The organism is Gillisella taibaishanensis (assembly GCF_001938985.1).
Taxonomy (GTDB): Bacteria; Pseudomonadota; Alphaproteobacteria; order Rhizobiales; family Rhizobiaceae; genus Allorhizobium; species Allorhizobium taibaishanense.
In genome coordinates this window covers 451,886-475,555 of sequence record NZ_MKIN01000022.1, presented here as the reverse complement: position 1 = coordinate 475,555, position 23,670 = coordinate 451,886, and the positions used below count along the sequence as shown (strand labels likewise).

Genomic DNA, 23,670 nt, shown 5'->3' with positions numbered 1-23,670 from the left:
CCCATGATCGCCAAAACCAGCTTTGCCACCGTCCTCGTTGCCGTCAGCCTGTTCGGCACGGCGGTGCTTGCCGCAGAAACGGACATCAAGGTCACCGAAACCGGCGAGGGCGGCGGCGCCATGGGCCTGAAGCTGGAGCCGGCAACCGTCGCTGCCGGTCCTGCCGTGTTCCACGTCCATAACGATGCCATGTCGGAAAATCACGAGATGATCGTGGTGAAACTGGCCTCGCCGGATGCCAAGATCCCCCTCGACGCCGCCAAGCACCGGGTCGATGAGAAGAAGCTGAAGAGCCTCGGCGAAGTCTCCGATCTGAAGCCCGGCGCCGATGGCAAGCTGAAAGTCACGCTGAAGCCCGGCAGCTATCTGGTATTCTGCAACATCAAGGGTCATTACGAAGCCGGCATGCAGAGCAAGCTGACCGTCACGCCCTGAACCATCCTCGAGTCTGTCATGTTCAGATTGAACCAGGCAGACTATCGATTCTTTTGTTTTCGTTTGTCTTGTCGGGAAAACCGGGTTCCACTTTTCCCTGACAAACTCTAATCCCCCGCCCCAGGGGATTCCGGCTGATCCATGGTGAATGCCCCACCAACCGGATCTCTCCGGCATTCGAAAGCCCGCAGCGATGCGGGCTTTTTCGTGCCTGGTTTCTTTCGTTTGGCATTAAGCTTTGATTGTCCCTTGGTGGAAAAGCATTTGCCACTTGCGTCCGTCGTGTTTCCATATGGAGCTTCGCAGAACATGCCGTTTTGAACCATCAGGATAAAGGCGCTCCGCCTCGTACGTCAAAAGCACGGCGTCACTAGAAATAGGCTGCAACGCATAGTTCGTTGTCTGGAGTTCGCCCCTATCTATGTCGCTCTCTCCCAAAAGGGCCTCTATGGTGGTTTGCCGGTCATACACGCGACCTGATGCTCCAAACTCCACAAATTCTTCTGCGAGCAACGTCTGCAGAGCTTTTCGAGACGTCCTGACTTCAGGGCGGTGAAGAGCTTCTTCGAGTGACTGAATTTCCTCAAGGCGGGTCAATGCTTGCACCTCGCTGGCTGTCCATGAATTTATCAGTGCGAACGCTTTATGCAATCCTCAGACCGTCCAAGATGGCAGTTCATAGTGCTTGGTCGATTGAACCATGATGAAGGCGGAAGGCCATTGCTTTAATTTCAAAGCATGCTGCCGCAACGTTTTCGCCGAGCCTTCCATCCTGTTCCATCGTGACGCATTGGCAATCGCGTTTTGCCAACCTTTTAGAAACTCTTAACGACGATAATAGCGCCGCACAGACAAGGAGTATGACATGGCGGCCAGAAAAGCAGCGGGAGGGGCAAGACGCGGGGCAGGGACGAAGCGTCGGAAAACCGGCGGCAAAGCCGGCGCAGGCGGTAGCCTCTGGCCGTGGTTCGGGGCGCTGGCCGTCGTCATCGCCGGCGTTTCCGCCTATGACCATAGCCGGGATCTTCCTGGCCTGTTTGACCAGACCCTTGGTCATGGCGGTAAGATGATTGCGGCGCTGGGAGGCGGTCACGACCGGGACGGCCAAAGGCATGCTACAAGCAATGAATCGACCGGATCGGTACCGCCCGCCAGCATCCCGACTCCGATGCCGCGGCGGTTTGACCCGACGCCGTTGCCACCGGCGACGACGATGATCCCCAGTGCCTCGATGATGCCGGGCCTTGGCGATCGAAGCCCGCTGCCGCCGGCGACGACCATGGTTCCCGCGACATCGGTTGCGTCGCTGCAGCCACGTGGCGTGGAGAAGCAGCGGGTCTCTGGCAAGTTCTACTATTGCGGCACGAGTGGCGTCGACAATTGCGTCGTCGACGGTGATACCTTCTGGGTCAACAAGACCAAGGTCCGGGTTGCCGATATCGATGCGCCGGAAACCGAACAGGCGAAATGCAAATCCGAGCGCGACCGGGGTTTTGCCGCCAAGGTGCGGCTGCGCGATCTCTTGAATTCCGGCAACTTCGACCTGTCGCCCTTCGGCAATCAGGATCATGACCAATATGGCCGCAAGCTCAGGGTCGTCAGCCGCAACGGTCGCTCGCTCGGTGCCATGATGGTGGATGAGGGGCTGGTGCGGCCCTGGACCGGGCGCCGTCTGCCCTGGTGCTGATGGATTAAGCCTGACGCTCAACTCATGCAGCTCTGCCGACTGCCACGCTTCGGCAGAGCTTCCCGGAAATTTATTCCCGGTTGGCCGGCCTTTTGTGCCGCAGCGGACGCATTGTGTCGATTTGTGGCATATGTCACCAAAAATAGCTGTTCTCGCCACGATTGCGCCATCGCCACGACATCAGATCGTAACAACTTGTATCTATGCTTTGTGCTAATAAAGACGAAGCAGTAAAATCACGCAGAAGAATTTGAATGAAGCAGGGAGCAAATTCCGGTTTGCAGCGTTTCTAACCGTTCGATGCTGACGCTCTAGGACAAGGCGGGGCTCGGATCCGGCAGTCAAGCGCTGCAAGGATATAGGGAGAAAGACCAATGACCTACGAGATGACCGACCTGACCATGTCCGAAGTGCTGAAGGACCCAATGATTCGCCAGCTTCTGCGCGCCGACGGCGTGTCGCTGAGCGATTTTGCCGTGCTTCTTGACGATGCCGCCCGCCAGCGTAATCTGGCCATGCGGTGCCGCAAGGCTGGCGTTCCGGCCGCCCATGTCATCGACAGCGTCGCGCATCTGCAGATGCCGGTCGATTGCGCTTGATCAAAACGGCCCTGAGTTCCTGTAATCCTGAGGGGCGGCCCTATCGCCACACTGCGTTGCGGCGATAGACGGCGTTTTATTGCCAGGATTTTTTCCTCTTTTTTTGCTTTTGAATCCAAACCAAAGTTTTAAGTTCCAGCACAAGCCCCACGGCAGTTCCGCGGGCTAGGGCTGGACTATTGTCGGTTTGCGTGCTTACGCGAGCGGCAGTTTCATATTCAGGCGAGTGGACATTGAACATGGTAGGAATGCGGCTGGTTTACGCACTGTGTTTGTCGATGGCATGCAGTGTCGCGGGTGGCGCAGGCGCGCAGCCTCAACTGCCTAAGGACGCGACGCAGCCCCAATTTTCCTCTGTCAAAGGCCGCTGCCTCAGGATTGCTATCGGCACCCAGGATCTAACTAAGGTCTGCGCGGCCGAAATCGGTCGCAGTTTGCACGCCGATGGCCGCTCTGGCCTCTATTTCTTCATGGGCAAGGACCATATCATCACCTTCACGGGCATTCCGTTGAAGGAAAAAACGCGTGACCAGAACCAGATCGAGGCGATCAAGCTGGACGAGGTGATCCTCAATGACGGCAAGAGCCAAGGCGGGATCCAGCGGATTGCTGCCAAGGGCGCCTGCAATACCAGCCAGATCGATGGGACCCGTTTCCTGGTTGCCTGCTCCGGCACGATGGAAAAGGGCACGGCCTTTTCCGCCAATTTCGAAATCGACAAATCGCTCTGAGCCTAGCGTGCAGGGCTGTGTTATTTGTCTGCTTGCTTACGAGGGTTAAAAATCGCCGTATTTGATCGACTTGCTATGACATCGGACATATGAACCGTGGTCGCAATAAGTTCTTATTTGGGATTGGCTAGGTGCAATGTGCCTGGCAGCTTTATGTCGGAGCAGCTTTATGTCGGAAAATAATAATCGAAATTTTGGATTCCAGATGAGATTAAGAATCTCCGCCGCTTATGCTATAATTTTACTCTCAACGGCTTTGCCGGTAAGGGCCGAAAGCTTAATCCTACAGGAAGGGCAGATACTGATATCGCGGGATTATTCAAACGAATTGGTCGTCTATGATACAGGAAAATCAGAGGTGCGCCTCCAGCGAGACTACGCAACTGGCAGTGACGGCTCCCAATATCTTGTTGAATACAGTGTGAGCGGGCAGCGGAAGACGTCGTACCGTTTTGATGTGACGCCTAAAGTCGAGGCGTTCGATATTGTCGACATCGACGTTACAAGAAAATTTTGCAATCGCGAGATGGCCATCGTTACGGTGAGGGAATATACGAATATTGAAGGGCCCAACTATTCCTATTCGCGCATTTTTTTAGAGCTGACACAGCCAGGCAAGGGGTTCGATTATCAGGATACCGCTGCAACCAGCATCGGAGGACCTACTCCGCTTGGATTGCTGGAGGATTACGCTACCATCGACTGCGATACAATGCCGGTCGAATTGACCGATAAATCGCAGTAAATGTTGGGGTTCCGGCAGATGGTGTGCAGCAAGTTCGGCATCGTGCTTTGCATGTGAAACCCGGGAGGACTTCAACGTCCTTTGCAGGCGCCAAGGTCCTCCCTGTTCAATGTCTTTTTTGTCAGATCGACAGCGGATGTTCCTGGATCATCTTCGTCAGGCTGCCTTCGGCCGGGAAGAGCGGGATCAGGCAGGCCTGTAGCGCGTGGTAGATATCGCCCTTGCCGGGGAAGAGGGTGTTGGACGGCACGAGATCCTCGGTCATTTCTTCGTGCCAGCCGCCGAACTCTTTGTCGATCGTGTGGTTGGCGATGAAATTCCAGATCTTGCGGTAGTTTTCCTCATTCAGCTCACGGCCCTGGTGATAATTGAGGAAATGCGCGGCGGCAGCGCCCTCGCAGAGCGGCCACCACAGTTTGAAGGTCTTGGCCGGCACATTGTCCCAATCGAGCGTATAGAAGAAACCGCCCTTCTTGCGGTCCCAGCCGAGCAGCATGGACTGGTAGAACAACCCACTTGCTGCTTCCGGCATCCAGTCGTGCTGTTTGCCGGTCAGCGCCCAGAGCTGCATCACCAGACGCGCCCATTCCAGCCAATGGCCCGGCGTGGTGCCGGCGGGGCGGAACATTTCGTTGGGGTGGTAGTAATTGCGGTCGACGACCCATTCCTCGTCGAAATGTTCGGCAACGCGGAAGGCTTCCTCGCGGGCGCGGCGGTTGATGATCAGGTCGGCGATGCTGAGCGCTTTGTCGAGATAGTGCTGCTCGCCGGTCGCCTCATAGGCCGACATCAGCGCTTCGGTCAGATGCATATTGGAATTCTGGCCGCGATAGCCGGCGACGGGCTGCCAATCCTGAGAAAATTCCTCGGCGATAGCGCCATGGCGCTCTTCCCAGAATTTATCGTTCAGAACCTCGGTAATGTCTTCCAGCATCCGGTCGGCGAGCGGATGGCCGACGGTCTTAGCGGAGGCGGCGGCGAGCAGCACGAAAGCATGGCCATAGCCCTGCTTGGAGCCATCGAGAACGCCGTCATCGTCCAGCTGCCAGGCATAGCCGCCATGCTTTTCGTCGCGGTGCTTGCGCCAGAGATAACGCATGCCGTGATCGACGACATCGGCAGCGCCGGGGCGGCCAAGCATTTCGCCAATGGAGTAGCAATGCACCATGCGGGCGCTCATATGAATGCCGCGGACCGGATTGTCGGTCTTCAGAGGCTTGCCGTCGCGTGACAGGTCGTAGAAGCCCCCCTTGGGGTTGATCGTCGCGGTCTGGAAGAAGTCAAATAGGCCATTGGCCTGGTCCAGTAGCCATTTACGATGATAGGGGCGGCCGGTCCATTGTTCGGCCAGGACAGGTGCTTCATTGACGTTCGACATATCATCCTCCACGCGGTACAAATTCCTGAACGTCTATAAAGAGTTCGTCATGAATTGTCACCGCACCCTCGCGTGCAATTCACATGCGGCGTATATTGACATAAACATATCTTTATGTGATTGGGTAAGAACCCTGGGAACGGAAGGAAGTCGCTCATGCTCGATCAATTGTTCGGAAAAGAGGGAGCGAACCGCGATGGCGCAGAGATCCTGAATGCTCTGCAACAGGCGGCGCGCGAGCGGATCCTGATCCTCGACGGTGCCATGGGCACGGAAATCCAGGGTCTCGGCCTTGATGAAGATGATTTTCGCGGCGAGCGCTTCATTGGCTGCGCCTGTCACCAAAAGGGCAACAATGACCTTCTGATCCTCAGCCAGCCGCAGGCCATCGAAGATATCCATTTCCGCTATGCGATGGCCGGTGCGGATATCATCGAGACCAATACCTTCTCATCGACGCGCATTGCCCAGGCCGATTACCAGATGGAAGGCGCGGTCTACGACCTTAACAAATACGGTGCGCAAGTGGTGCGCCGGGCAATTGCCCGCGCCGAGCGCGAGGATGGCAAGCGCCGCTTCGTAGCCGGCGCCATCGGCCCGACCAACCGTACCGCCTCGATCTCGCCTGACGTCAACAATCCCGGCTATCGTGCGGTCTCTTTTGACGATTTGCGCCTGGCCTATGGTGAGCAGATCGACGGCTTGATCGATGGGGGCGCCGATCTCATCCTGATCGAGACGATCTTCGATACCCTGAACGCCAAGGCGGCAATCTTTGCCTGTGAAGAGCGCTTCCTGGCCAAGGGTATTCGCCTGCCCGTGATGATCTCGGGCACAATCACCGACCTCTCGGGCCGCACGCTGTCCGGCCAGACGCCTTCGGCTTTCTGGAACTCGGTGCGTCACGCACGGCCCTTCACTATCGGGCTGAACTGCGCGCTCGGTGCCGACGCGATGCGCCCGCATCTGCAGGAACTGTCTGGCGTCGCCGACACCTTCGTGTCCGCCTATCCAAATGCCGGCCTGCCCAATGAATTCGGTCAGTATGACCAGAGCCCCGAATACATGGCCAAGCTGGTCGGCAGCTTCGCCGACGAAGGCATCGTCAACGTGGTCGGCGGCTGCTGCGGCTCGACACCTGCCCATATCGAGGCGATTGCAGACGCAGTGAAGGGCAAGGCGCCGCGCCAGCCAGCCGAGCATCGGCCCTTCATGTCGCTTTCGGGTCTCGAGCCTTTCGTGCTGACTAAGGACATTCCCTTCGTCAACGTCGGCGAGCGCACCAATGTCACGGGCTCGGCCAAGTTCCGCAAGCTGATCACCGCTGGCGACTACAATGCAGCCCTTGTCGTTGCCCGCGACCAGGTGGAAAACGGCGCGCAGATCATCGACATCAACATGGACGAAGGCCTGATCGACAGTGAGAAGGCGATGGTTGAATTCCTCAACCTGATTGCTGCCGAACCGGACATTGCCCGCGTTCCCGTGATGATCGACAGTTCCAAGTTCCAGATCATCGAATCCGGCCTGAAATGCGTGCAGGGCAAGCCTATCGTCAATTCCATCTCGCTGAAGGAAGGCGAGGAGAATTTCGTCGCGCAAGCCAAGCTGATCCGCAATTACGGTGCCGCTGTCGTGGTCATGGCATTCGACGAAAAGGGTCAGGCGGATACCTATGAGCGCAAGGTGGAGATCTGCTCGCGCGCCTATAAGATCCTCACCGAAGAAGCCGGCTTTGCGCCCGAAGATATCATCTTCGACCCCAATGTGTTCGCGGTTGCCACCGGCATCGAAGAGCACAACAATTACGGCGTTGATTTCATCGAAGCCACCCGGACGATCCGCCAGCGCATGCCGCTGGTGCATATCTCGGGCGGGGTTTCCAACCTGTCCTTCTCCTTCCGCGGCAATGAGCCGGTGCGCGAGGCGATGCATGCCGTATTCCTCTATCACGCCATTCAGGCGGGGATGGACATGGGCATCGTCAATGCCGGCCAGCTGGCAGTGTATGAAAGCATCGACGCCGAACTGCGCGAAGCTTGCGAAGACGTGGTGCTGAACCGCCGCGAAGATGGAACCGAACGCCTGCTGGAAATTGCTGAGCGCTATCGCGGCACGGGCGAGGCCAAGGCGCGTGTGCAGGATATGTCCTGGCGCGAACTGCCGGTCGAAAAGCGACTGGAGCATGCGCTGGTCAACGGCATTACCGAATTCATCGATGCCGATACGGAAGAAGCGCGCCAGAAGGCCGAGCGGCCGCTGCATGTCATCGAAGGTCCGTTGATGGCCGGCATGAATGTGGTCGGCGACCTCTTCGGCGCCGGCAAGATGTTCCTGCCGCAGGTGGTCAAATCCGCCCGCGTGATGAAACAGGCCGTGGCCGTGCTGCTTCCTTACATGGAAGAGGAAAAGCGCTTGAACGGCGGCAGCGGCGAGCGCGAAGCCGCTGGCAAGGTGCTGATGGCGACCGTGAAGGGCGATGTGCACGACATCGGCAAAAACATCGTCGGCGTCGTACTGGCCTGTAACAATTACGAGATCATCGACCTCGGCGTCATGGTGCCGGCTACCAAGATCCTCGAGGTGGCGAAGGCGGAGAATGTCGACATCATCGGCCTGTCCGGCCTGATCACCCCGTCGCTCGACGAAATGGTGCATGTCGCCGCAGAAATGCAGCGCCAGGGCTTTAACGTTCCGCTGCTGATTGGTGGTGCGACCACCAGCCGCGTGCATACGGCTGTGAAAATCCATCCGCAGTATCAGTCGGGGCAGGCGGTCTATGTGCTCGATGCCAGCCGCGCCGTCGGCGTGGTCTCCTCGCTGCTGTCTCCCGATACCCGCGACAGCACGATCGAGACCCTGCGCGGTGACTATGCCAAGGTGGCCGAGGCGCATGCCCGCGCCGAGCTTGAAAAGCAGCGCCTGCCGATTGCCCGCGCCCGCGCCAATGCCGCCAAGGTTGATTGGGCGAGCTATAAGCCGAAGAAGCCAAGCTTTACCGGCATCAAGGTCTTCGAGGATTACGACCTCAGGGAGCTGGCGCAGTACATCGACTGGACGCCGTTCTTCCAGACCTGGGAGCTGAAAGGCCGTTATCCCGCCATCCTAGAAGATGAAAAGCAGGGCGAAGCCGCCCGCGCGCTCTATACCGATGCGCAGGCCATGCTGGAGAAGATTATCGCGGAAACCTGGTTCCGCCCCCGCGCCGTAATTGGCTTCTGGCCCGCCAACAGCGTTGGCGACGATATCAGGCTGTTTACCGATGAAGAGCGTAGCCAGGATTTGGCCACTTTCTTCACGTTGCGCCAGCAGCTCTCCAAGCGTGATGGCCGCCCGAATGTGGCCTTGAGCGATTTCGTCGCTCCAGCCGAAACTGGCGTGGAAGACTATGTCGGCGGCTTCGTGGTCACGGCCGGCATCGAGGAAGTGGCAATTGCCGAACGCTTCGAGCGGGCCAATGACGATTATTCGTCGATCATGGTCAAGGCGCTGGCCGACCGCTTTGCCGAAGCCTTTGCCGAGCGCATGCATGAGCGCGTGCGCAAGGAATTCTGGGGCTACGGCGCAGACGAGACCTATACGCCGGAAGAACTGATCTCGGAATCCTACGCCGGCATCCGCCCGGCACCGGGCTATCCGGCCCAGCCCGACCACACCGAAAAGGTGACGCTGTTCAACCTGCTTGACGCCACAGCCACGACAGGCGTGACGCTCACGGAAAGCTACGCCATGTGGCCCGGCTCGTCCGTCTCAGGCCTCTATATCGGCCACCCCGACAGCTACTATTTCGGTGTTGCCAAGGTGGAGCGCGATCAGGTGGAAGACTATGCCGCGCGCAAGGGCATGGACGTGCGCGAGATCGAACGCTGGCTGGGACCGGTGCTGAATTATGTACCGAAGGCGGCGGTTGAAGAGGATGCAGCGGCGTAACGCTTATTGAGAACGTGATTCAACGCTTCAAGCCGAATTCTCTGCCTGGCTGCCTATTAATTGCTGGACGTGTGGCAGGCAGCACGGCTCGTCATCACCGTTTTAATGCGGAGTTGTCAAATGCATCTATTGCTTGCTTTGGGCGTAACTATCCTCACGGCAGTTGCGCTCAATATCAAATCGGCAGCTGTTGCATCGTCCGACGGCAATTGGGGCGGAGCAGTCGGGGCCATGATATTCGGCCCAGTTGTCGTTTTCTTTCTGATTCACACCATCTTGTATTATGGTACTAGGCTGGTCAGGCGCAAATCGCCGTTGAAGTCGTATAGTCGTAGTCGCCTTTGTTATATCTCTGCGGCTGTCGCCATACTGGGTGTCATCGGCAGTCTCGGGCAACCTACGTGACGCGGAAATAATTATGCGGATCAAGCCGGCCAACACTGCTGATGGGCAGAGCATGTCCGATGTTTTGGACGACATTTTTGCGGCCGGGTTGCGCAAGACACCGGGCGATCTGCAGACGGTGTTGGCAAACTATATCGAGCACCCGGACCGGATAGAATGTTCGGTCGCCGAGGGCGATGATGGCCGCATCCTCGGCTTTCAGTCGCTTCGCTATGCAAGGGCCGGTAATCCTTACGGGGCACCCGAAGGTTGGGGCATTATCGGCACCCATGTCAGCCCGCGCGCTGCAAGACTGGGTGTTGGTCGAGCGCTGTTTCAAGCAACGGTGAGGGCGGCGAAGGACTTTCCTATCGAGAAGATCGAAGCGGCTATCGGTGCAAAGAATCCAGCGGGATTGGCTTATTATGAAGCCATGGGTTTCCGCACTCGTCGGGAAACAGAGGTGACGATCTGCAAAGTCTATCATGTGGCGTCGAGAGACAGGCAGATTCCTTAGTGATGTCTGTCTAGCATAGACCGCTGGGGATAGCCGAAGCCACTATTGCCCCTTCGCTGCGCCGCTGGCTTGGCGATAGGCGTAAGAGATTGGACCGCCAGAGTGATTCCGAGGCCGTAATGTCAGCAGCGAGTTCAACGTCCGCCTCCATTGCCCATATCCACAGTCGTTCGGCCCGGTTCCCTCCTGCCACAATTCGCGAAAGTGCATCCCGGCATACTCTATTGAGGGAGCGGACAAATGCGGGCTGTAAGGCTTGATCGCTCCCTTCTTCCAAAAGCCAGTAGAACGGTGGGTCAATTATGTCCTCCCTATATGCAAGCTCCAGCAGCACGTCGTGAGCACGCTGTCCTCCTGTCCTCGCAAGCCATGCGAAAAGTGCGAAAGGATCGACACGCAAACACAAGAGCGCGCAGACAAGCGTTTCCGATGTGATGCTGGCCGCTGGCCGGCGGGTGAGATGGTCCTTTATGTGCAGTGGTGACGGATCATTTCCTGTGAACCAGCCGATGGCTGCCCGCGTCAGTACCTCTCGCAAAGCACCTTGCTCTTCTGCTGGCCATTGCCACGGGGCTAACGTCAGAAGGCGCTCGAGAAAGCAAATATCGCTGTCGAGAAGAAACAGTTCCAGGCTGCGTGGCAGCCAATGGAGAAACGTTTCGCGTCCGCCGCTACATCTAGGATGCTCGTGATAGAGAGGCGCAATGATATCGCCCGGTGTGGTACGGGGATTGGGGTGACGTCGGACTTTCTCTTCCTCTTCGGCCGCGAAGCATTGGCGGCACCAGTTCCAGACCGGTCGGTAGTGCGAAAACGCGGCATAAAGGCGATCTCGGCATGCAACCGTTTCAGGTGGGTTCAGATCGAGGCAATAAAAGATCCGTTCTGCAGCCTGTTCGGCGGATTTTGCAAGCCTCATGTGGATCTCAATTCTTGAGACACGGAGGCGACATACGACATTGATACCCCTATAGTTCGCGTTCCTAGATGCCCGATACTCGCGTGATAACTAGAACTATGCTCGAAAACGATAATCCGCCCGATGGCTGGGCGGATTTGCTGGCGACGGCGTCAAAAGCCGAGGCTGAAAGTCGGTTGGCTGCCGCTTTTCGTCAGACGAGAGATGGCGCGTAATCACCGCACCACCGCCTTCGCCCCTGGCATGATTTCCTGGCGCTTGCCCTTCTGGGCGGTGAAGCTGAAGTTTTTGCGCAGGCGCAGGATTGGCTTTTCTATGAAGTGCCAGGAGCCCATGGCGATCACGGTGGCAATCGGCAGTGAGATTGCGAAATGCAGCCAGGGGGACGTGAGCTTCGGAAAAAGGTTCACCAGTGCCTGCTGGAACGGGTAGCCGTAGAGATAGATGCCGTAGGAATAATCGCCGCGGCGGTAGAGCGGGATGGCCGGCATCCTGGTCATGCCGATATAGGCGGTGAGATAGACCAACATCGGCGCAAAAAGGGTGCAGAGCGTGGCGCCGCTGACATTGGGGAGCGCGAAAGATGCCCCGATGGGCACGATAGCTGATATCACCGCCAGCGCCCAATGTTTCACGATCACGCGGCGGTAGAGGAAGAACACGGCGCCGAGCATGAAATTCACATAGAGCATCAACCCGCGCAGGCCCACGAAATGATCGAGCAAGGTGAAGCCGGAGCTACCAGGCGGCAGTAATCCGCCGAGGCTGGCCGGGCTGATATTGCTGACTTTCAGGAAGATGATGATCGCGGCGATCACAATAGAGGCCATCAGTGCGGCGCGAGGCCGCTTGAGGAAGCCAAACACGATCAGGCCCGACATGATGGCGTAGCAGCCGATTTCATAGGGAACGGTCCAGAGCGAGCCGTTGACCGTTGCGGGAAAGGGGTTGTTTTCGAAAACGCCGGGCAGCACGAAATGAATGATGCCGAAGATGTTGGCGAAATAGGCCCAGAACTCATAGGAACTGAAATAGGCGGACAGGCTGACTGTGGTAAACAGCGGGCCGAGGATCAGCGCGGCAAAGACGATATCGACGGCAAGCGCCGGAACGATGCGGATGCCGCGGTTGAGCAGGAATTCCTTGAGCGGCAAGCGCATGGCGCTACCGGTGATCAGGAAGCCTGATAGGGCAAAGAACATCGGCAGGATTGCCGCCTGCAGCACGGTGATACCAGGCTGATTGAACTGGTATTTCTCGCCTTCCGCGATCAGGAAGGAGTGGTCGAGCAGGACCATGACGGCCAGGAAAATTCTCAGGAAATCGAAGCCGGGGCCGATTCCGCGGTGCTCGTCCAGCACAGTTCCAATCGTCTTCATGTACATCCCCTCACAATATAAGCAGCAATATATATGTTTATATTAGATAACTATATATTGCGATCCCGACTATGTCTTGTTTGCGACGTTATTCCCGGGAACTCTGTTCAAAATGAGATACGACTTCAGAAATCGATATTGAAAATGTTCATGGATTTTTTGGGTTTTGCTTTGATTGATCCCAAGTGTGGGCCCGAGCCTTGCTCGCTGTTGTCGCAAAGGCGCTATCTATTGCACCTTGGCAACGACAGCCTGAGGTCCAATTGCTTCCCCAAGGGCCTTGATTGCTGCCTTGGCTGCGATAGAACAACTTTGAGCATGGTGCAGAAAATCGGAATCGGGACGATGCTCTAACTCTTTGTTTGGGCACCGGAGTTTTGCGAAAACCGGTTCCCACTTTTCGGTCCGATGCTATATCGTCTCATACCTGCGGCGCTCTTTGTCCAATCGAGGCTTTGGCAGGTGCAACTTCCCCGGTGATGATCATGAGCCAATTCTGGAGCCCCATCGTTCACACGCTGACGCCCTATGTGGCGGGCGAGCAGCCGAAGCAGGGCGGACTGATAAAACTCAATACCAATGAAAGCCCCTATGGGCCGTCGCCGCTGGCTATCGCCGCGATCAAGGAGGCGTCGGATGATGCCTTGAGGCTTTATCCCGACCCGACCGGGCTGGCGCTCCGGCAAGCTATTGCGGCAAGCCATGGTCTTGATGCGGAGGAGATTTTCGTCGGCAACGGGTCGGATGAAGTCTTGGCGCACACGTTCCAGGCTCTGCTCAACCACGAGCGGGATCTGCTGTTTCCCGATATCACCTACAGCTTCTACCCGACCTATTGCCGGCTTTACGGCATCGGTTTTCGCACGGTGCCGCTTGACGATGCGATGCGGGTGCGGATCGAGGACTATGGGCCGGATTGCGGCGCGATCATTTTGCCCAATCCCAACGCGCCGACAGGGATTGCCCTGCCGCTTGCCGATATCGAGGCGCTGGTGCTGGCGCATCCGCAGAAGGTTGTGGTCATTGACGAGGCCTATGTCGATTTCGGCGCCGAGAGTGCTGTGTCGCTGATCAGGTCCTGCCCGAACCTTCTGGTCGTGCAGACCTTTTCGAAGTCGCGCGGGCTGGCCGGTCTGCGCGTCGGCTTTGCCATGGGCCAGCGGCATCTGATCGAGGCGCTGGAGCGGGTCAAGGACAGCTTTAATTCCTATCCGCTGGATCGGCTGGCGCAGGCAGGCGCCTTGGCCTCCTGGCAGGATCAGGAGTGGTTCACCCGTCACCGCGATATGCTGATCGCCAGCCGCGAGCGCTTGAGCCTTTCCTTGCAGCAACTTGGCTTTACGATCCTGCCGTCGAGCGCCAATTTCGTGTTTGCGCGCCACACCGATCGCAAGGGTGCGGAGCTGCTGCAGGCGCTGCGTGATCGTGGTGTTCTGGTCCGCCGCTTTGGCAGCGAGCGCATCGAGGATTTTCTGCGTATCAGCATCGGAACCGATGAGGAATGCGACCGGTTGCTCGATGCACTACATCAGATTTTAAATTGAACTCAGCTGTCGATCCGGCAGAGAATCGCGGTCGTGTCGTCGCATTGCTTGAAGCGGGGATATTGCAGCCCGTCAGGATCTACTTCGCGCTCGAAATGCCTGAGTTCAGACACCAGCGACTTCAGCCCTGATGTGGCGGCGCGTTTGATCAGGGATGCCGGGTCATAGGCCTTGTAGAGGCTGACGAGATCGGCAAGCCCGTCCGAGCAGATTAGTGCTGTGGTTCCGCCCTTGATCTCCAGCGGTGCGCGGGCGAGGTGGTCGGCGGCGTCAGGCACGAGGCCCAGAGACCAGATCCATCCGTCAGGTGTGTTCTGCTTTTCCCTGGCGCGGCGCAATTCGTCGAGCGTGTCAGGATCGCTCGCGGCCATGCCGCTGGCGCCGATGCCGCCGACACGCTCCACATGGGCGCGGGCGGCCAGCTGTTCGCGGGCAAAGGCGTCAGGTAGCGCCATATGGGTCTCGGTCCGGCCATCGTCGTGCAAGAGATACAGCACGCTGTCGCCAAGCCCGATGAATTCGGCGCCGGCGGCGGTGACCCTCAAGGCGGCGAGCGCTGCCAGCGGCCAGGCATAGCGGGGCTGCTCGCCGGCGGTGGCGGTAAAAAGCTCGTGGGCGTCAAAGGCAATGGCGCGGATCAGGTCCGTGACATTGGTATCAGGACCGAGCTCGCCTCCCAGCCGTTTTCCCGCAAATTGGGCGATCCAGGCGGCGTCGGAGCCGTAGCCTTCCATGAACTGCCGCTCGCCAAGCCCTGTCGCGCCATCCAGAACGAAGGCGGCGTGGGTGTTATAGCCGAGCCGATCCTCATTGGCACGGTCGCTCTTGCCGGGATCGGATATGGTGTCGATGACGGTGAGGGCAGGGAGGGTCAGGGCGGGCTGGGCGGACATGGGCAGCTTTCCTTCTCACGAAACGCCTGGCTGACGATCGGGAGAAAACTGTCCTATTGCCCGCTGCTCCGCAAAGCAAAAATGCCGAAATGCGCAACACCCCGGCGTGGTTTTCGCCGGGGTGTTGCGCATTTATATCGCTGAGGTCAGGCCGCGTCGCGGCGCTGGCCGCGGCGTTCGGAGCCCCGCATCGCCGCCGAACTTCCTGGCTCGCGGATGGCGCTGCGCCGGTTGAGCTGGAAGCGGTTGGCGAGCGCCGATAGATTTGCGGCACCGCTGGACAAGGCCTCGCTGATCGCATTTATGCCGCTGACCATGCCGGTATTCTGTTGCGTTACCTGGTCGAGCGCGTTGACCGCAGAATTGATTTCGCCGAGGCTGGTGGATTGTTCGGCAGCCGCTGTGGCAATCGCTTCTATATTGGTGTCGATCGACTGAACGAAGGTTGAGATCCGGTTTAGTGCTTCACCTGTTTCCGCAACCAGGCGCACGCCATCTTTGACTTCGTTGCCGGATTTCGCAATCAGCGCTGCAATTTCCTTTGCTGCCTTGGCGGAGCGCTGGGCAAGTTCGCGTACTTCCTGAGCGACGACGGCAAAGCCTTTACCAGCTTCACCGGCACGAGCGGCCTCTACGCCGGCATTGAGCGCAAGAAGGTTTGTCTGGAAGGCGATCTCATCGATGACGCTGATGATATTGCCGATCTCCTTCGACGCCCCTTCAATCCGGCTCATTGCATCCACGGTCGAATTGACGACTTCGACCGACTCGGTTGCGGCCTGGCGGGCGTCCCGCACGAGGTTGCGGGTTTCCTTGGTGCGGGTGCTGGATTCCTTTACCGTTGCGGTAATCTCTTCAAGGGCGGCAGATGTCTGTTCCAGAGCAGCAGCCTGTTGCTCTGACCGCTGGGCAAGGCTTGCCGAGCTTTCCAGCATTTCCTGGCTGTTATGGGTGACGGCCGTGGTCTCCGCCAGAACCAGCGCGAGTGTCTCCTGAACCTTGCTGATCGACATGTTGAAGTCGTTGCGAAGATGTTCGAACGTGGCGATGAAGGGCTCGTCGATTGTCATGCGCAAATTGCAGTTGGACAGGCGTTCCAGACCCGCGCCGATCGCAGCGATCGCGTTGACGCGGCCGGTCACATCGGTTGCGAACTTCACGACCTTGATGACATTGCCTTTTTCGTCCAAAATCGGATTATAGGTCGCCTGAATATAGACCTTTTTACCGCCTTTGCCGATGCGCAGAAATTCATCGGTCTGATATTCGCCGGCACCGAGCTTGCGCCAGAATTCCTTGTAATCTGCCGACGCTGCGTAAGCCTGATCGCAAAACATCTGATGATGTTTGCCGACGATTTCGTTCAGCTCATAGCCAAGCGTCTTGCAGAAGTTTTCGTTGGCAGTCAGGATCTGGCCAGTTGGCGTGAATTCGATGATAGCCTGAGCGCGTGCCAGGGCCTCGATCTTGCCATTGTTATCCATCGCCCTCTTTTTGGAGGCGGTGATATCAGTGGCAATTTTTATGATCTTGTAGGGTTTTTTACCGCGAAATACCGGATTGTACGAGGCTTCGATCCAGATGGGCTCTCCCGACTTGGTCATGCGCTTGTACTGGCGCTGGTCGAACTGGCCAGTGATGAGCTTGGCCCAAAAGTCCGAATAGGCCTTGCTGTTGACTTCCTCGGGATCAACAAAGATGCGGTGATGCTTGCCGATGATCTCCGACTTTTGATAACCGAGCGCTTTGCAGAAGTTCTCATTTGCGTCGAGGATATTCCCTTGAATATCAAACTCGATGATTGCCTGTGATCGGCTGAGAGCTTCCAAGACGTCTTTTGCACCGTCTCCAAATCCAAAGGACATCAAACCCATAACGCTATCTCCTGGTTGGTAGCGTTATCTCATGTACCTATTGAAAATTAGTAAAAAATGGGAATAGGCGAATTATTTCAACCCCTTAGTGTATTATTATTTTATATAATTATATTTTGAATCATTATTTCAGTCCGCGACAACCATCAGATCTTCCTTGGCAAACTTCAAAGTAACAGCCTCACCAATGGTCGGCGGGCTTATGCCGGGGTCGTTGAACATGTCGAATGACAGCATCGTGCCGCCGAGATCGAGCTTCGTGCGGATGATCGAGCCGAGGAAGTGGCTTGAAGCCACTTTTCCCGTGAGGCGTATATCTCCCTTGGCGCTTTCGGCTGGCGAGCCGGCTTCCGGGCGCAGGGCCACGGTGACGGTTTCGCCATTGGCCTTGCCGAGCGGCTTTTTCAGGCTGACCTGCTGATCGCCGATCTGGATCGTATTGCTGGCCGCGTCCGTGACCTTGGCATCGATGAGGTTGAGCGTCCCGACGAAGGAGGCGACGAAGCGGGTTTGCGGATGATTGTATATTTCCGAGGGCGACCCGATCTGGTCGGCACGGCCGGCATTCATCACCACGATCCGGTCCGAAATCGACAGGGCTTCTTCCTGATCATGGGTGACGAAGACGGTGGTGATGCCGAGCTGGCGCTGGATCTGGCGGATTTCTTCGCGCAGCGATACGCGGATCTTGGCGTCGAGCGCCGACAGCGGTTCGTCGAGCAACAGCACCTGCGGCTTCGGGGCGAGTGCGCGGGCCAGCGCCACGCGCTGCTGCTGGCCGCCGGACATCTGGTAAGGATAGCGATCGGCCAGATGATCGAGATGGATCAGCTTCAGCATTTCCTTGACCCGGCTTTCGATCTCCGCCTTCGGCTTCTTGGCGATCTTCAGGCCGAAGGCGACATTGTCAAACACGGTCATGTTGGGGAAGAGGGCATAGGCCTGGAAGACCATGCCGATATTGCGCTGGTTTGGCTTCAGGCCGTTCTGGTCCTTTCCGGCAATGGAGATGACGCCGTCGGTTGTCGTCTCGAAGCCGGCGATCATGCGCAGGATGGTGGTCTTTCCGCAGCCGGACGGCCCGAGAAAGGAAATGAATTCGCCCTTCTCGATCGACATGTTGAAATCGTGAACGACCTGGATCGGGCCGAAGCTCTTCTTGATATGAGTCAGGGTCAGAAAGGACATGGGATCGGTCTCAGGCCTTGGAGGGCAAGGGCTTGGTAAAAAGGGCGATGATATTGAGGAGCGCGATGCTGAGCCAGGTCATGGCAAAGGCGATGATGGCGAGCGCCGGTGGCTCATAGGCGCGGTTGGCGCCGATCAATTGCAGATAGGGTCCGAAAGCCGGCCGGTTGAGCAGCGACGGAATCGTGAATTCACCAATGACGATGGCAAAGGTGATGAAGGCGCCGGAGAGAACGCCCGTCAGCACATTGGGAAAAATACAGCGAAACAGGATCAGCCACCAGCCTGCTCCAAGGCTTTGGGCCGCCTCGGTCAAAGTGCGCACATCGATGGCGCGCATGGCGGCGTCGACGGAGCGATAGGTATAGGGCAGGGACAGCGTCATCAGGCCGAACAGGAACAGCAGGTCCGTGCCCGAGGTGGTCGCCGTCAGCGGCAGGAAGGACGAGGAATTATAAAGCCGCAGATAGCCGAAGATGACCACGATTGCCGGGATGACCAGAGGCATCATGGTAATGAATTCGATCACCGGCCGCATCTGCGGCAGCCGCAGGCGCACCCAATAGGCTGTCGGCACCACCAGAAGCGTGATCATGGCGATGGTCAGGATCGCCATGACCATCGAATAGCCGAAGGAGGCCTGGAAATTGCCGTCCGAAAGCACTGTGCGGTAAGCGTCGAAGGAATATTCGCCACGGCGCATCCGCAGCGAGAACTCAAAGGTCGCGATCAGCGGCACGATGAAATAGAGGCTGCTGATGGCGATGGCCAACCAGGCGAAAAACTTCTGCGGCTTCATTTCTGCCACCGTTCGGCGCGCACGCGTAGCGTGATATAGATGAGATTGGAAATGCCTGTGACGACGATCATACCGAAGGCAAGCGCGTAGCCGAGATTGGCATTATGCAGCACATCGCCGCGGATCTGGGCATAGAGCTGGATCGGCACGATATTGAGCGAGCTGCCGGTCAGCGAATAGGCGGTGGCGATGGCGCCGAAAGCATTGGCAAACAGCAGCATGAAGGCGCCGGCAATGCTCGGAAACAGGATCGGCAACGCCACCTTTGTCCAGTATTGGAAGTGGCTTGCGCCGAGGCTTTCAGCCGCTTCCCGCCATTCCTTGCGAAGACCTTCCAGCGCCGGCGTGATGATCAGCACCATCAGCGGGATCTGGAAATACATATAGGTCAGCGTCAAGCCGGTGAAGCTCAGCAGGTTGAAGCCGCTGGCATATAGATTGAAGCCGAACCAATCGCGCAGCACCATGGTGATCAGGCCGAGACGGCCCAGTGTGGCCAGGAAGGCGAAAGCAAGCGGCACGCCGGCGAAGTTGGATGCAACCCCGCAAAATGTCATGACCGCGCCGCGCAGTGCCGGTGGCAACCCGCCCAGAACCAGCGCCCAGGCCAGATAGAAGCCGAGCAGAATCCCACCGATCGCAGAGGCGATGCTGATGCGGATACTGATCGAAAAGGAAGACATGATCTTGTCGGTGAACAGCCCGGCGATATTGACGAGCGTCACGTTGCCCTCCGCATCCTGAAACGCGCCTGTGACCAGGTAGAGCGTCGGGATGATGAGAAACATCAGGGCGAACAGCATAAAGGGCGCGATGCCCAGCCAGTCGAACAAAATTCGATGTCGGTCCGCCTTGTTGGCTTGCATGGCATGGTCTCCGTCAGGGACAGAATAGCCTCCCCATCCTGAAATGGGGAGGCCAAAGAGGTATAAGGTTTACTTGACGGCGGCGCCGACGACCTTATCCCAACCTTCAGTGATGGTCTTCTTGTAGGCGTCCTGCTGGGCCAGCGTCGGGAACACGGCCTTTTCGTAAGCCTTCGGGTCAGGCAGCTTGGCCAGAACGTCCGCCGGGATCTTGCTGTTCTTGGCGAGATCGTTGAAGCGGATCGGGTGGCAATAGCCCTTCAGCCAGCCAATCTGGCCTTCGTCAGAATAGAGATATTCCATCCACAGCTTGGCGGCGTTCGGATGCGGTGCGTAGGCCGAGATCGCCTGGACGTAAACACCGGCAACGACGCCGGAGGCCGGAACGATAACGTCGACCGGCGGGTTGCCCTTGAGCGAGTCGCGACCGGCCAGGGCATTGTAGTCCCAGCGCAGCGTGATCGGGGTCGTGCCCTGGGCAAGCGTTGCCGGCTTGCCGACGACGGGAACGAAGTTGCCCTTTTCGTTGAGCGACTTGAAGAACTTCAGGCCTTCTTCACCAGCCTTGTCCGCATCACCCTTGGAAGCCGAAAGACCGGCGGCAAAGATGGCCGAGATCGCCTGGTTTGCAGTGCGCGGATCGCCGCCGAGTGCAACCATATTGGCATATTCAGGCTTCAGCAGATCGGCCCAATCCTTCGGCGCATCCTTGACGAGGTCCTTGTTCACTTCGAAGGCCATGACGCCGTAGTAGTCGCCGTACCAGTAGCCGTCGGCATCCTTGGCTTCCGCCGGAATGCTGTCCCAGGTGGAGACCTTGTAGGGCTGGATCAACTTGTCGGCCTTGGCGGTCGGGCCGAAGGACAGGCCGACGTCGATCACGTCGGGAGCCTGGTCGCCGGTATTGCCTTTGTTGGCCTTGATCGCTTCGATTTCATCGCCCGAACCGGCATCCGGGTTCAGCTCGTTGACCTTGATTTCAGGATATTTCTTCTTGAAGCCGGCAATCACGTCGCCATAGCCGCACCAGTCGTGGGGAAGGGCGATGGTGGTCAGCATGCCTTCCTTTTTGGCGGCGGCGATCAGGTCGGCGCTCGGCTCTGCTGCGCTGGCATAGGCGGTCGTTGCCACGACCATGGCGGTCGACAGCGAAAGGATGCGGTGCAAACGGATGTTCACGGGTGTTCTCCTTGTGGATCTGCAAAACGGTCTGCGTTGAGCCGAGCGACTGAATAGGCGGCGTAGATGATAGTTATGTGACGGTGCTTGTGTGCTTCCTCTGCCTCGCACTGAACATAGGCCAAGTATTGCGAACGCGCTGTTCACGCAGCAATCCGGCGTAATTCTGTGTAATGCAGGATCTGACCGGGCCAATGGCGGCCAAGGTCAACATAAGCGCGCTACCCTGATGGTGTGCCAGGTCTTTGATGCCTCTTCGGTTCCCCTCCGGTCTTCGCCGGTCGTTTGCGCAAAGATAAGACGACAGACGGGCAGCGAGTCAATCGGGCCTTTTTAGAAAAAACGACTTTTCGACGCGCCGCGGTCAAACTGTCTCCCACCGTCTTCCTGGTATATCCATGAGTTTTGAAGCTAAACCGCCTGGTTTACGGTTCTCAAAGATGCCGCTCTGGTCGGTCGACGTGCTCGAAGACGGATCGGTGACGGCGGCTGACGCACGAATGGCGCGAACAGGCACGTGAATTGCATGGCCATTTGCGAGCGTGGAAGTTCACTTTTCGCTCGACTAAAGTTGATTTTAGACAAAAATGAAAATTCGGATCGTCATTACGGGACCGTGACGCTCCGCAGCATCCCGCCGATTTGCGTGGATAACGAAAGGTCCCGTCAGGGAGCAGCGAAGACTGCAAATGGTCTGTAACGGCAACAGCCGGCAGACGAAAGGCAGAGGCCGCCGAGGTGTCATGCCTCGGCTTAACTGGGGGTCATAATGACCGGTTATTCCGATAGCGATAAGCAGGACGACCTGCACATTCTCCATTCCATGGGCTATGCCCAGGAACTGGAGCGCCGCATGAGTTCATTCTCGAACTTTGCGATTTCCTTCTCGATCATCTGTATTCTCTCAGGCGGCATCAATTCGCTAGCCCAGGCGACGTCAGGGGCCGGCGGCGCGGCCATCGGTATCGGCTGGCCGCTGGGCTGCATTATTTCAGGCGTTTTCGCGCTCGGCATGGCCCAGATTGCTTCTGCCTATCCCACCGCCGGCGGGCTTTATCACTGGGGCTCGATCCTCGGCAACCGCTTCACCGGCTGGGTCACGGCCTGGTTCAACCTCATCGGCCTCGTCACCGTGCTTGGCGCCATCAATGTCGGCACCTGGGGCTTTTTCGCCGGGTCTCTGGCCAGTTGGTTTGGTACCAACGTCGATACGACGACGGCAGGCGGCTTCGCCAACCAGATCATTTTCGTGGCTGGCATCACCGCCGTGCAGGCGCTGATCAACCATCTCGGCATCAAGCTCACGGCCAAGCTCACCGACATTTCCGGCTATCTGATCTTCATCACGGCCATTGCGTTGACGATCGTCTGCCTGGTCGGTGCAAATTCCTGGGACTTCTCGCGAATCTGGACGTTCACCAATTATTCGGGCACGCCTGCCGGCGATGCGCCCGTCTGGCCGCAGACTGGCAGCACCTGGTATATTTTCGCGCTCAGCCTGCTGCTGCCGATCTATACGATCACCGGCTATGACGCCTCGGCTCACACCTCAGAAGAAACCATCAAGGCCTCGGAATCGGTGCCGAAGGGGATGATTTCCTCGGTTATCTGGGCCTCGGTCTTCGGCTATATCATGCTGCTGGCCTTCCTTCTCGCCATACCTGACATGAAAGAGGCGGCGGGGCAGGGCTGGAACGTATTCTTCTGGACGCTGAACAGCGTTACCAATCCGGTTATCGCCAACATCCTCTATGTCGCGATCTTCGTTGCCCAGTTCATCTGCGGCCTGGCCACCGTCACCTCGGTATCGCGAATGATGTATGCCTTCGCACGCGATGGCGGCCTGCCTTTTTCCAAGGCATTGTCGAGCGTCAGCCCGAAATTCCGCACCCCGGCCACGGCCATCTGGGTCGGGTCTGTTCTATCAGTCCTGTTCGTTTGGGGCGCTTCGCTGGTCACCATCGCAGGCTCGTCTGCCTATACGATCGTGGTGTCCTGCACGGTTATCTTCCTGTTTCTGTCTTTCGCCATTCCGATCGTGCTCGGGATGAAGGTAATCGGCTCGGCGAAATGGCCGAAGATGGGGCCGTGGGACATGGGAATCGGTGCCTATAAAATCGTCGGTCTGCTCGTCATCCTCGCCATGATCGCAATCTTTATCATCGGCGTGCAGCCGCCGAACCAGTGGGCTCTCTACATTACCGTCGGCTTCCTGGCGTTGACGGCTGTTATTTGGGTGCTGTTCGAGCAGCGGCGCTTCAAGGGGCCGCCAATCGGCGATGAAGTCGCCAAGCGGCAGGCCGAAATTGCCGCCGCCGAGAAGGCGGTCGGAGAAGCCTGATCGTAGTGCCGAACAGGAAGAGACAAGGGGAAGGCCACGCTTTGGCGTGGCCTTGATCATTAAATTCCCACGAAAAATTAAAGAAACGGCCGGCGTTTTGACCCAAACCAGGGCGGTTTTCGCTTTTTAATTAGTAGTTATTTATATTGAATACTCTACCATTGATGGTGCGGGTGATGAGGAGAACCTGCATTCGGGAGGTGGCGTTTGAGTTCAGAATCGGAGCCGAGCCCCAGGTCGGGTAGCGCGCAGATCGCGCAACCGGCATCCGGCACCGATCCT

Annotated in this window: 19 protein-coding genes; 9 read left to right on the top strand and 10 right to left on the bottom strand. The window is 57.7% G+C overall.

Going from position 1 to position 23,670, the window contains the following annotated elements; all coding sequences use genetic code 11:
• Positions 1-3: 3 nt before the first annotated feature.
• Entirely contained in the window at positions 4-435 is a 432-nt protein-coding gene (locus tag BJF91_RS13375) for a plastocyanin/azurin family copper-binding protein (protein WP_075614989.1), read from the top strand.
• A 231-nt stretch (positions 436-666) separates the two neighbouring features.
• Here BJF91_RS13375 and BJF91_RS13370 read toward each other — a convergent pair whose 3' ends face one another.
• Complete coding sequence (locus BJF91_RS13370) at positions 667-1,032, bottom strand: nuclear transport factor 2 family protein (protein WP_075615629.1); 366 nt, start codon at positions 1,030-1,032, stop codon at positions 667-669.
• Between the two features lie 268 nt (positions 1,033-1,300).
• Here BJF91_RS13370 and BJF91_RS24590 point away from each other — a divergent pair, with 268 nt between their 5' ends.
• The 4 genes from BJF91_RS24590 (at position 1,301) to BJF91_RS13350 (ending at position 4,197) form a co-directional block, all read left to right on the top strand.
• Positions 1,301-2,122: a thermonuclease family protein gene (locus BJF91_RS24590; RefSeq protein WP_083943298.1), complete on the top strand. Its 822-nt coding sequence runs from the start codon at positions 1,301-1,303 to the stop codon at positions 2,120-2,122.
• A gap of 374 nt (positions 2,123-2,496) precedes the next feature.
• Positions 2,497-2,721, top strand: a complete 225-nt coding sequence (locus tag BJF91_RS13360) for a hypothetical protein (RefSeq protein ID WP_139310691.1) — start codon at positions 2,497-2,499, stop codon at positions 2,719-2,721.
• Positions 2,722-2,954: 233 nt separating this feature from the next.
• A complete protein-coding gene (locus BJF91_RS13355) occupies positions 2,955-3,452 on the top strand; it encodes a hypothetical protein (RefSeq protein ID WP_162843867.1) in 498 nt (165 codons plus the stop codon).
• Positions 3,453-3,621: 169 nt separating this feature from the next.
• On the top strand, positions 3,622-4,197 hold the full coding sequence (locus BJF91_RS13350) for a hypothetical protein (RefSeq protein ID WP_139310689.1): 576 nt from the start codon (positions 3,622-3,624) through the stop codon (positions 4,195-4,197).
• 121 nt (positions 4,198-4,318) lie between these two features.
• On the opposite strand, the gene BJF91_RS13345 is transcribed toward BJF91_RS13350, so the two are convergent.
• Positions 4,319-5,575 carry an AGE family epimerase/isomerase gene (locus tag BJF91_RS13345; protein ID WP_075614986.1) on the bottom strand — a complete coding sequence of 419 codons (1,257 nt, stop codon included), beginning with the start codon at positions 5,573-5,575 and terminating at the stop codon, positions 4,319-4,321.
• Between the two features lie 156 nt (positions 5,576-5,731).
• Between BJF91_RS13345 and metH the strand changes: the two genes are divergently transcribed.
• The gene (metH, locus tag BJF91_RS13340) at positions 5,732-9,505 is read left to right on the top strand and encodes a methionine synthase (protein WP_075614985.1); all 3,774 of its coding nucleotides are present in this window, start codon (positions 5,732-5,734) and stop codon (positions 9,503-9,505) included.
• A gap of 418 nt (positions 9,506-9,923) precedes the next feature.
• Complete coding sequence (locus BJF91_RS13335; protein ID WP_075614984.1) at positions 9,924-10,406, top strand: GNAT family N-acetyltransferase; 483 nt, start codon at positions 9,924-9,926, stop codon at positions 10,404-10,406.
• 10 nt (positions 10,407-10,416) lie between these two features.
• Here BJF91_RS13335 and BJF91_RS24780 read toward each other — a convergent pair whose 3' ends face one another.
• Together BJF91_RS24780 and BJF91_RS13325 are read right to left on the bottom strand one after the other, a co-directional pair.
• Positions 10,417-11,325 carry a hypothetical protein gene (locus tag BJF91_RS24780; RefSeq protein ID WP_139310688.1) on the bottom strand — a complete coding sequence of 303 codons (909 nt, stop codon included), beginning with the start codon at positions 11,323-11,325 and terminating at the stop codon, positions 10,417-10,419.
• 215 nt (positions 11,326-11,540) lie between these two features.
• A complete protein-coding gene (locus BJF91_RS13325; RefSeq protein ID WP_075614983.1) occupies positions 11,541-12,704 on the bottom strand; it encodes an acyltransferase family protein in 1,164 nt (387 codons plus the stop codon).
• 485 nt (positions 12,705-13,189) lie between these two features.
• On the opposite strand from BJF91_RS13325, the gene hisC reads away from it, so the two are divergent.
• Positions 13,190-14,248: a histidinol-phosphate transaminase gene (gene hisC / locus BJF91_RS13315; protein ID WP_075615625.1), complete on the top strand. Its 1,059-nt coding sequence runs from the start codon at positions 13,190-13,192 to the stop codon at positions 14,246-14,248.
• Positions 14,249-14,250: 2 nt separating this feature from the next.
• On the opposite strand, the gene BJF91_RS13310 is transcribed toward hisC, so the two are convergent.
• The 6 genes from BJF91_RS13310 to BJF91_RS13285 form a co-directional block, all read right to left on the bottom strand.
• Positions 14,251-15,141, bottom strand: a complete 891-nt coding sequence (locus tag BJF91_RS13310; RefSeq protein WP_075614981.1) for a hypothetical protein — start codon at positions 15,139-15,141, stop codon at positions 14,251-14,253.
• Between the two features lie 146 nt (positions 15,142-15,287).
• Positions 15,288-17,015 carry a methyl-accepting chemotaxis protein gene (locus tag BJF91_RS13305; RefSeq protein WP_075614980.1) on the bottom strand — a complete coding sequence of 576 codons (1,728 nt, stop codon included), beginning with the start codon at positions 17,013-17,015 and terminating at the stop codon, positions 15,288-15,290.
• A 129-nt stretch (positions 17,016-17,144) separates the two neighbouring features.
• Entirely contained in the window at positions 17,145-18,203 is a 1,059-nt protein-coding gene (locus tag BJF91_RS13300) for an ABC transporter ATP-binding protein (protein ID WP_075614979.1), read from the bottom strand.
• A 10-nt stretch (positions 18,204-18,213) separates the two neighbouring features.
• Positions 18,214-19,002: an ABC transporter permease gene (locus BJF91_RS13295; protein ID WP_075614978.1), complete on the bottom strand. Its 789-nt coding sequence runs from the start codon at positions 19,000-19,002 to the stop codon at positions 18,214-18,216.
• Positions 18,999-19,868, bottom strand: a complete 870-nt coding sequence (locus BJF91_RS13290; protein ID WP_075614977.1) for an ABC transporter permease — start codon at positions 19,866-19,868, stop codon at positions 18,999-19,001. Before BJF91_RS13290 ends, BJF91_RS13295 begins: the two co-directional genes overlap by 4 nt.
• 69 nt (positions 19,869-19,937) lie before the next feature.
• Entirely contained in the window at positions 19,938-21,005 is a 1,068-nt protein-coding gene (locus tag BJF91_RS13285) for an ABC transporter substrate-binding protein (RefSeq protein ID WP_075615624.1), read from the bottom strand.
• A gap of 811 nt (positions 21,006-21,816) precedes the next feature.
• On the opposite strand from BJF91_RS13285, the gene BJF91_RS13280 reads away from it, so the two are divergent.
• Positions 21,817-23,388 (top strand): amino acid permease, encoded by a 1,572-nt coding sequence (locus tag BJF91_RS13280; RefSeq protein ID WP_075614976.1) that lies wholly within the window; start codon positions 21,817-21,819, stop codon positions 23,386-23,388.
• The last annotated feature ends 282 nt before the right edge of the window (positions 23,389-23,670 follow it).